This is a genomic window from Burkholderia sp. MR1-5-21, from assembly GCF_053427715.1.
Genome location: NZ_JBSAXD010000067.1, coordinates 1 through 8,600, shown reverse-complemented (window position 1 = coordinate 8,600; position 8,600 = coordinate 1). Strand labels below are relative to the sequence as shown.

General features: G+C 56.8%; 10 protein-coding genes and 2 pseudogenes. 11 read left to right on the top strand and 1 reads right to left on the bottom strand.

What is annotated here, in order from left to right:
* The 8 genes and pseudogenes from ACV229_RS40245 to ACV229_RS40210 form a co-directional block, all read left to right on the top strand.
* A pseudogene (locus tag ACV229_RS40245) lies at positions 1-856 on the top strand (hemolysin); the annotation flags it as partial.
* A complete protein-coding gene (locus tag ACV229_RS40240) occupies positions 856-1,110 on the top strand; it encodes a hypothetical protein (protein ID WP_448088605.1) in 255 nt (84 codons plus the stop codon). The pseudogene ACV229_RS40245 and the gene ACV229_RS40240, both read left to right, overlap by 1 nt.
* 15 nt (positions 1,111-1,125) lie before the next feature.
* Complete coding sequence (locus ACV229_RS40235) at positions 1,126-1,689, top strand: hypothetical protein (protein WP_448088604.1); 564 nt, start codon at positions 1,126-1,128, stop codon at positions 1,687-1,689.
* Positions 1,690-1,943: 254 nt separating this feature from the next.
* Complete coding sequence (locus tag ACV229_RS40230; RefSeq protein WP_448088603.1) at positions 1,944-2,264, top strand: hypothetical protein; 321 nt, start codon at positions 1,944-1,946, stop codon at positions 2,262-2,264.
* 84 nt (positions 2,265-2,348) lie between these two features.
* On the top strand, positions 2,349-2,609 hold the full coding sequence (locus ACV229_RS40225) for a hypothetical protein (RefSeq protein ID WP_448088602.1): 261 nt from the start codon (positions 2,349-2,351) through the stop codon (positions 2,607-2,609).
* Entirely contained in the window at positions 2,609-2,761 is a 153-nt protein-coding gene (locus ACV229_RS40220) for a hypothetical protein (protein WP_448088601.1), read from the top strand. Before ACV229_RS40225 ends, ACV229_RS40220 begins: the two co-directional genes overlap by 1 nt.
* Complete coding sequence (locus ACV229_RS40215; protein WP_448088600.1) at positions 2,758-3,123, top strand: hypothetical protein; 366 nt, start codon at positions 2,758-2,760, stop codon at positions 3,121-3,123. The genes ACV229_RS40220 and ACV229_RS40215 overlap by 4 nt, the downstream gene beginning before the upstream one ends.
* A gap of 233 nt (positions 3,124-3,356) precedes the next feature.
* Positions 3,357-5,117 (top strand): ShlB/FhaC/HecB family hemolysin secretion/activation protein, encoded by a 1,761-nt coding sequence (locus tag ACV229_RS40210; protein ID WP_448088599.1) that lies wholly within the window; start codon positions 3,357-3,359, stop codon positions 5,115-5,117.
* On the opposite strand, the gene ACV229_RS40205 is transcribed toward ACV229_RS40210, so the two are convergent.
* Positions 5,096-5,281, bottom strand: coding sequence for a hypothetical protein (locus tag ACV229_RS40205; RefSeq protein WP_448088598.1), 186 nt, complete (start codon positions 5,279-5,281; stop codon positions 5,096-5,098). The genes ACV229_RS40210 and ACV229_RS40205 overlap by 22 nt on opposite strands.
* A 353-nt stretch (positions 5,282-5,634) precedes the next feature.
* Here ACV229_RS40205 and ACV229_RS40200 point away from each other — a divergent pair, with 353 nt between their 5' ends.
* From ACV229_RS40200 to ACV229_RS40190, 3 genes and pseudogenes are all read left to right on the top strand, one after another.
* Positions 5,635-6,594 (top strand): glycosyltransferase family 2 protein, encoded by a 960-nt coding sequence (locus ACV229_RS40200; protein WP_448088606.1) that lies wholly within the window; start codon positions 5,635-5,637, stop codon positions 6,592-6,594.
* A 97-nt stretch (positions 6,595-6,691) separates the two neighbouring features.
* Positions 6,692-8,209 carry a glycosyltransferase family 39 protein gene (locus ACV229_RS40195; protein ID WP_448088597.1) on the top strand — a complete coding sequence of 506 codons (1,518 nt, stop codon included), beginning with the start codon at positions 6,692-6,694 and terminating at the stop codon, positions 8,207-8,209.
* A 72-nt stretch (positions 8,210-8,281) separates the two neighbouring features.
* Positions 8,282-8,377 (top strand): annotated as a pseudogene (locus tag ACV229_RS40190) (peptide transporter); the annotation flags it as partial.
* Positions 8,378-8,600: the final 223 nt, after the last annotated feature.

Here is an 8,600-nt window from a genome sequence, read left to right as displayed (position 1 = left end):
CATGAATCAGGCGCTTGGCAACATCGTCGCGAACGTGATCGTGACGGGGGCAGGTGGGGCGGTGGGCGGTGATGCAGGAGCATTTTCTGGGTACAACGTTGACCGGTTCAACAGGCAGTTGCACGAGGACAGCAAGGCGAAGGAGCAAACGCTGGCGAAGAGGCTAGCGGAAGAGAGCGATGGGAAATATACGCAGGTTCAGATTGAGGATCAGATGCGGATCATGGGCGGGTTAATCGGTGGGGATCGTGAATTTGGAACACCTGCAACATTGGTCGGGGAGATGCCAACCGATCCAGGGGCGAAATGGCAGTATGCGGGGACCACCGACAACGGCAAGCCAATTTTGACGCAGATCACGGTGCAGCCGAATCCTGAACTGCAGCGCTATATTCTTGCGAATTCTGCTTCGGCGCAGAATGATGTGCCGCACATCGTTTATGACCAGACCGGAAAGAAAGGCTTCAGCGTTGATGTAACGGGGCCGTTCACGAAATTTGACCAGTCGGATGTGAACTATGTGAGGAACACGACGGCGGATACAGCGTCGATGATTTCGACGAATGCGGGGCGTGTTAGCGCGTCGGCTGGTGCGGCGGCGGCTCTACCGGGGCCGCATTCTCCTGAGGCTGCCGCATTGTCATTTGGTGCGACTGCAGTTGGTTTGGGCGCGAGCGCATTACAACAAGCGCTGAATCCAACTCCAAGGCCGTTTATCACGGATAGCTTAGTTGATGTTGGAAATTTCTTTGTCTCCGACCGCTATCCATTGCTCTCTCCTGTTCTGAACGAAATCGCAGAATATATAAAAGGCTCATCTTGGATTAATAAATTTAAAAAGGGGGATGGTGAGTGATGAAAGAGAAACTCATTTGCGATGGAAACTTCAGCCCCTTGGTTCGAGGTGTACTTTGTTTCGGTGGGATGGCTATCGGTTTTCTTGGGTTGAAATATGATCGTACGCTGATCGTGGCGCTCATCGGTCTTGCCATTGGTGCAATTGGTGGATATTCAAGCCGAGCGCACATGTTGGGTATAAAACCTTTCGACAGCTACTACAAGAAGGCACGCGATAGCTACAAGACGAAAGACGGCGAAGAAGACAGGTAAAGGAAATTGCATGGGGTGGTAGCTCTGCCGTTTGTCCCGTTCTCGCTTGCTGTCGTGCGCATCTGCAACGCGGCGATCGCCGGTTCAAAAATGAACCAGGCGCTCGGCAACATCATCGCGAACGTGATCGCGACGGGGGCCGGTGGAGCGGTGGGTGGTGATGCTGGAGGATTTTCGGGGTACAACGTTGACCGGTTCAACAGGCAGTTGCATCCGGAGGAAATGACGCTTGCGAAGCAACTGGCCGAGAAGAGCAAGGGCAAATACACGCAAGCGCAGATCGAAGAGCAGATGCGCATCATGGGTGTAAGCACGTTCGCAAATGGGCATGAGTCGGGTGCGCCCGATACGCTGGTTGGCCAGGCGCCGACAGATTCGGGCGCGAAGTGGATTTACGCGGGCTCGACGGCGGACGGCAAGCCGATCTTGACGCAGGTGACGGCGCTGGCGAATCTTTTTTCGAGCCGCATTGATAGTTATTGGGGTTGCGATTGGTGCTGTCAGTTTTATCTTGATTCGGTCGATTCTATTAATGTCGTTGGGTTTAGTCATCGCGGCTGTTGGTGGGTGCGCGAGTAAAGCACATCAGCTAGGAATTAAGCCGTTCGACAACAGTTATAAGAAAGCGCGTGACAGCTACAAGATGAAAGGCGACGAAGAAGGCACGTAATGGAAATTGCACTGGGTGGCAGCTTTGTCGCTTGTTCAGTTCTCGCCTCGCATCGAAAAAATGGGAATTGAATTTGATGTGGGGTTGAGAGCGATTTTTGCGTTGTATCGTGGATTCATTTCGATATCCGAAATCGGCATCGAACGAAAATGAAGCAGAGCAAATGCGAGAGACCAGAAAACTATCGCTTGTCGTCAATCCCGACGGCACGCTGACGCCATCGGATACCTTAATGGAATCCGTGATGCGTGTCGTCAGACGTAAACCTGCAAACTTGTTGCGATTGCCATTCTGGCTCGCCAGCGGTCGCGCTGCATTCAAGGCAAAAATCGCAGAGCACGCCGATTTTCGAGCGGAGTTGCTTCCCTACCGCGATCCGCCTGTCGACTACCTTGCCGACGAACGCAAAAGTGGCCGCAAGATTGTTCTTGCGACGGCCGCGCATCGGTCGATCGCCGAGCATGGACAGATTTCCTCTCTATAGTCCGGTGATTAATGAAGTGCTTGAGCTTTTGAAAAACTCAGCTGCAGCTAACCGGATTCAGGATTCGTTGAATAGGGGTGGTGGATGAAATTTATAGAAGATGGAAACTTAAAGGAGTGGGTGCGAATTGCTCTGGTAATTTTCGGGGTGGTATTGGTTATTTGTTCAGTTAAAATTGGGTTGAAAACAATTTCATCAATACTGGTATTTTTAACTGGAATTGTTGTTGCATCGGTTGGTGGCTACGCATCTCAGGTACATATGTTGAAGATAAATCCATTCGGCAACAGCTGCAAAAAGGCTCGCGACAGCTACAAGACGAAAGACGGCGAAGAAGACAGGTAGTGGAAATTACACAGGGTGGCGGCTCTGGCGCTTGTCCCGTTCTCGCTCCGGTTGTTGGCTTCAGTGTCAGTCAGGGTGGTGGTGTCAACGTCAGCTTCAGCCGCAGCGACAGCGTGCGCGGCAATTATGCCGGAGAGAACGAGCAGGCATGAAACAAAGAACCCAATGCTTGCAACTCATTCTCCTTTTACGCTCTGCTTCAACGCCAATGTTCTCGAATAAGCATCCAGAGTTCCGTCGTCCGGCGGTGGGGCCGCGTCGATCCACGTGGCCTTATCGATTCGCCGAATTGTTCTTCGGTACGCTTGCGAAAGCGACGATGGTTGTTGCCCTCTTGCTGTATATCGCTGTCGAACTTTTCAGTGCTGGAACGGGTGCGGGGACGAGCATCAGCAATCTTCCGACCACGCGTAGGGGATGGCGATATCTATTCCTTGTTTTGCTGCTGATTTTCATGCTCATCGTGGGATATATCTATTTATTCAGTCCTGCATGGCGTCATTTTCGTCTCTGAGATGATCGAATCGGGGGGTAAGTAGATGGATTCAGTCTGAATTTTCACCAAGATGAAAGAAAATTGATTAAAGAAAGTGCGGATCGATATGTGTAGCAGCAGCGAATCACAGTCGAACGGGAAATCGCTGTTTGGCGGTGCAGGCGGATCGTTAAGGGGGAAGTGAATCGCCTGGTGTGTGGAATTTGAATTCGAGCGCAATAGAAAAGATAGAATCGGGGATTAACTTAATAATGAAGATCAAGAAGCGGCTGGCGGCTTTGCCGATCACAGCCTTGGTTTCGCTCGGGCTGCAGGCGCAGCAGGCCCCTACGCCCGCCGACCAAGCCGCCGCCGCGAGGGCGAACGCGGAACAGGATCGGCAGGTGCAGCAACAACACGAGGTTCAGCAGCGCGACATGACGGTGCACGCACAATCGGTGCGTTCGGAAGTGCCAAACGCGGAAGCCTATCCATCGCTGCCTGTCGAGCAACCGTGCTTCAGGATCGATCGCTACACACTCGACGTGCCGGACTCGCTGCCCGCTGCCACCAAGTCACTTGGCGCGTCCGCACTACCGATGGACCGCTTCGCATTCGCCCGCGAATGGCTCGGCCACTACGCCGGGCAATGCGTCGGCAAGCAAGGCATCGACGTGCTGGTCAAAGGCCTGTCTCAAGTGATCCTGTCGCGCGGCTATGTCACGACGCGCGTGCTCGTACCCGAACAGGATCTGTCGAGTGGCGTGCTGAAACTCACCCTGATCCCCGGCGTGATCCGCCGCGTAAGCTTCTCCGACGAGAAACTGCGTGGCACATGGAAAACCGCGTTCCCGGCCGGCAACGGCGACCTCCTGAACCTGCGCGACCTCGAACAAGGCCTCGAGCAAATGAAACGCGTATCGAGCCAGGACGTGTCGATGCAGATCGTCCCGGCCGATATGCCAGGCGAAAGCGACGTCGTACTGGATGTGAAGCGCGCCAAACCATGGACCGTCGTCGCATCGATCGATAACTCCGGCACGCGCGCGACCGGCAGGCTGCAAGGCAACCTGTCGCTCGGCATTGACAACCCGCTCGGCCTGAATGACATCTTCAACATCGGCGTCAGCCAGGATCTCGAATTCGGCGACAAACGCCTCGGTTCGCACGGTTGGAACGGCTTCTATTCGGTCCCATGGGGTTATTGGACCGCGACGCTCTCGGCGTACACGAACACGTACTATCAGCAGATTGCCGGCGTAAACCAGACATTCGTCGCCAGCGGCAACTCGAAGACGGTCGATTTCAAAATGAACCGCGAGCTGTTGCGCAGCCAGAACGATGTATTCGGCGCGCAATTCCGGCTGTCGCGCCGCTTCGGCCAAAGCTTCATTGAAAACACCGAAATCCCGCAGCAGCGCCGCAACAACACGTTCGTCGAGATCGGTCTGACCGATCGGCACTACTTTGGCGGTGCGCAGTTCGATGGAACACTCGCATATCGCCAAGGCGTCGGCGCATTCGGCGCACGGGATGACGTGCTTGCAGCAGAGGGCGGCCCGACCTATCGATACAAGATGGCCGTGCTCGATGCGAACCTGTCGGTGCCGTTCGCCATCGCCAAACAACCATTCCGTTACGTCGGAACATTCCACAGCCAATACACCGGCAACACGTTGTACTACATCGACGACCTCACGATCGGCAGCCGCTACACGGTGCGAGGCTTCGACGGCGAGACGATGCTGGCGGCTGCGCGCGGTTTCTACTGGCGCAACGAGTTGCAGATGCCGATCGGGCAGACGGGGCAGGCGATTTATGCGGGGCTCGACTACGGCCGCGTATGGGGAGCACAGCCGGTCGCGCTTGTCGGCACGCAATTGGCGGGTGCGGTAATCGGCGTGAAGGGCGGTGTGGGCACACGATTCGGCAGCTATGCGTACGATCTGTTTGCCGGCACGCCGGTCTACAAGCCGTCGGGGTTCCAGACGGTGCGCGTGACATTCGGATTTCAGCTGACAGCGCAATTCTGACTCTTCGGCGTCTTTGACCCGGCCGACGAAAGAGCGTTGACGCGCTCATCGTGAAAGCGAGCGCCGAAAATGGCATGCCCGACCGAGACAGGGAAGATCGCGTGTTCGGTGGTCGGCGAATCCGGGCCGGGGTGTCGTGCAATTTCGTCTTCGTCCGATTTCATGTTCGGCACGGCTTTGGCATGCTGCTGCAATCTGTTTGATTCGCGATGAAACTTATCTGCGGAATGATGGGGTTGCAATCAAATCGTGGATCGTGTAACCCGACTAAGTATCTGAACGTCTTCACGTCCTAGAAGAACCGGTTGAGAGGGACGATTCGTCTGGTATCGAGATCAATTGATCGAATAAAAAATAGGACTGCGAATGCAAAATATCGAAATCCATAGGACGAAACTTAAGCTTACGAATCCGTCTGAAAGAACGGCGCAGTCACGTCCGATGTGTTGCGTACTTTTGATCAGTTTCGCGGGTGATATGTCTGCCCGGACACGAATCGGCGCACTTGCTCAACGAAATGACTAACGTCGACCGAACCCGCGCGCTCGTCTCGCTTGTCGTCCCGTTCCATAACGAGGAAGCGGTTGTCGATGCCTTCTTCCGCGAGGTCAAGACGGTGCTGCTCAGCATCCCGGACGCGGACTACGAGATCGTGTGCGTGAACGACGGCAGCACCGACGCCACGCTCGAAAGACTGCTTGCATTCTGCGAGGCGGATGCGCGCATTCGTGTTATCGATCTTTCGCGAAACTTCGGCAAGGAAGCGGCGCTGACCGCGGGTCTCGACGATGCCGCAGGCGATGCGGTGATTCCGTTCGATGCAGATCTGCAGGACCCGCCCGAAGTCATCCCCGTGTTGGTGGATCGCTGGCGATCCGGGTTCGATGTGGTGCTCGCGATGCGCGTTGATCGCCATGTGGATTCGTGGATCAAACGCGGCATGGCGGCGCTTTTCTATCGCGTGCACAACGCGATTTCCGATACATCGATCCCGGAAAACGCCGGCGATTTCCGGTTGATGACAAGGCAAGTGGTCGATACGCTGAAACAGCTCCCCGAAAACCGCCGTTTCATGAAGGGGCTCTTCGCGTGGGTCGGTTTCCGCGTCACGTCGGTCGACTACGTGAGGCGTCCTCGCGCGGCCGGTCACTCAAAGTTTTCGGGCTGGAAGCTGTGGAATTTCGCGCTGGAGGGATTGACGAGCTTCGGCACGCTGCCGCTGCGCGTATGGACCTATATCGGTGGCGTAACTGCAGTCTTCGCAATTTTCTATTCGACCTATCTGATGCTGCGCACGCTGATACATGGCGTCGGTGTCCCCGGCTATGCATCGCTCATCACGGCGGTGCTGTTTCTCGGTGGCGTCCAGTTGATCGGCATCGGGGTAATCGGCGAGTACGTCGGTCGCATCTATATGGAATCCAAGCGGCGTCCGGTCTATGTCGTGCGCAGAATCCATCGGAAGGGCTCCGCGTGACGCTCGCTTTCACGGCCGACACCATCCCCGCATTCAACAACCGTCACGCGTGAGCGGGTCAACGCAGACGACGCATCTCTGTACACAAACATCCGTCATGACGCAATCACTTACGCACGAGCCGCCGCGCGCCCTTGATGAGACACGCGAAGCCGGCAATACATTGCTCCTGATCGCGCTGCTTCCCGCACATGCGGTTGTCTGGACCATCGCAGCCTGGCTTTCGCGAGGCAATCTCGACATACAGGGCGACATGGTCGAGAACTATGCGTGGGGAATCGAATGGCAAGCAGGTTACGCCAAGCATCCGCCGTTTTTTGCGTGGATCACGGCAGCGTGGTTCAAAGTCTTTCCAAACACGGACCTCGCCTACTTCGCGCTGTCTTCGCTCAATGCGATGGTCGGCTTGCTCGGCATCGTCGCACTTGCCGGCCGATTCCTGCCACGTCCGCTTGCCGTCGTGGCAGGTCTCGCGATGGCCGTCTCGCCGCTCTACTCGAATCTTGCAGTCAAGTTCAATGCGAATGCGGTTCTGTTGTCGATCTGGCCGTGGACTGCCTATTGCTTCGTTCGGTTCATGCAGGCAGGGGGATGGCGATCCGCGCTGGCACTGGGCGCGCTTGCAGGCGCATCACTGCTCGCCAAGTATTTTTCTGTTGTCTTGCTGATGGCACTGTTCGTGGCGGCACTTGTGCGGCCAGTGTGGCGCATGCGTCTGTTCAGTTGGAATACCCTGCTTGCGGCAGTCGCGGGCGCGATCGTACTGGCGCCACATGTTGTCTGGCTCGTCGACAATGCGTTTCTGACGTTCGACTATGCGCAGGACCGAACCGGCGGCACGTTGCCCGCCGCGCTTGCCCGATTCGGGATCTACACGGCTGCGCAGCTTGGCTATCTTGCATTGAGTTTCCTGTTCGTGATCGTGCTGGTTCGTCGTGCACGCTGGCAGGCGGCGAAGGTGATGGCGACGAGCTGCGTCAGGCCGGGCTTGTGTCCGGACCTCTGGTGTCTGGCGTTCGGGCCGCTCATTACAACGGGCGTCGTCGCAGTATTGACGAAAACGCAGATGGCATCGGTATGGGGAATGGCAGCGTGGTTTGCAATCGTGCCGTTATGGCTGAAGGTGCTGCATGCTCAGCGATTCGAAATCGTGGCGGAGAGGGCGTGTCGGATTCTGGCGGGATACTGGCTGGTGGTTGTCGTCGTAACCGCCGCGGTCGGCTACGTCGCCGTGCTGCGACAATCTGACGACGCTGCTGAGCCGCGTGCGGAACTTGCCGACGCGGCTAACGCGATGTGGCGCGTTCGAACGGGGCAGGACATTCCGGTCATTGCGGGTTCCGTGCACGAAGCTCAATCGATCGTGTTCTACAGCAGCGGATACACGCGCTACTGGGACATGGTTGATCCTCGAATGACGCCGTGGCTGACGGTCGCTGACGCGCGCAAGCTCGGGGCAATGTTCGTCTGCCGCTTGGGCGATACGGCATGCCTTGACGCGTCGGCCGCACTGAGTGGTGTCGAGCCGACTATCGTCGAGGTTCGCAAGCAGGCTTGGGGCAGGGTGCTGGCGCCGAGGCGCTACGCGCTTTTCATGTCGGTTGCGCGACTATAGGAACCTGTCGCATTTTTGAGGGCGAGGCGGTCGAGCATATCGTTAGCCGCGCGCCTGCGTGAAGCACTCGCCGCGTACGACCTGTTCGCGGGTACACCTGTTTACAAGCCGTCCGGATTTCCGACGGTACGGGTGACAATCGGGTTTCAGGTGACGGCGCAGCTCTAGATTGACCTCGCCAATCACGGCCGGCCAAGGTAAAACGGGGCGCGATCACCACCACATACCGCCCGGGGCATCGCCCCCTTGGAAGGCCGATCCGCAACCGCGCACATCCCCGAAATCCGCCACGCGCCCCACCGATTCCTGCTCCGCCGCCCACCCCACCCGAAATATTTCTCCCAATTACCACCCGGCCCATTCATCTGACGAAAAAACCGCCCCGGTTCCC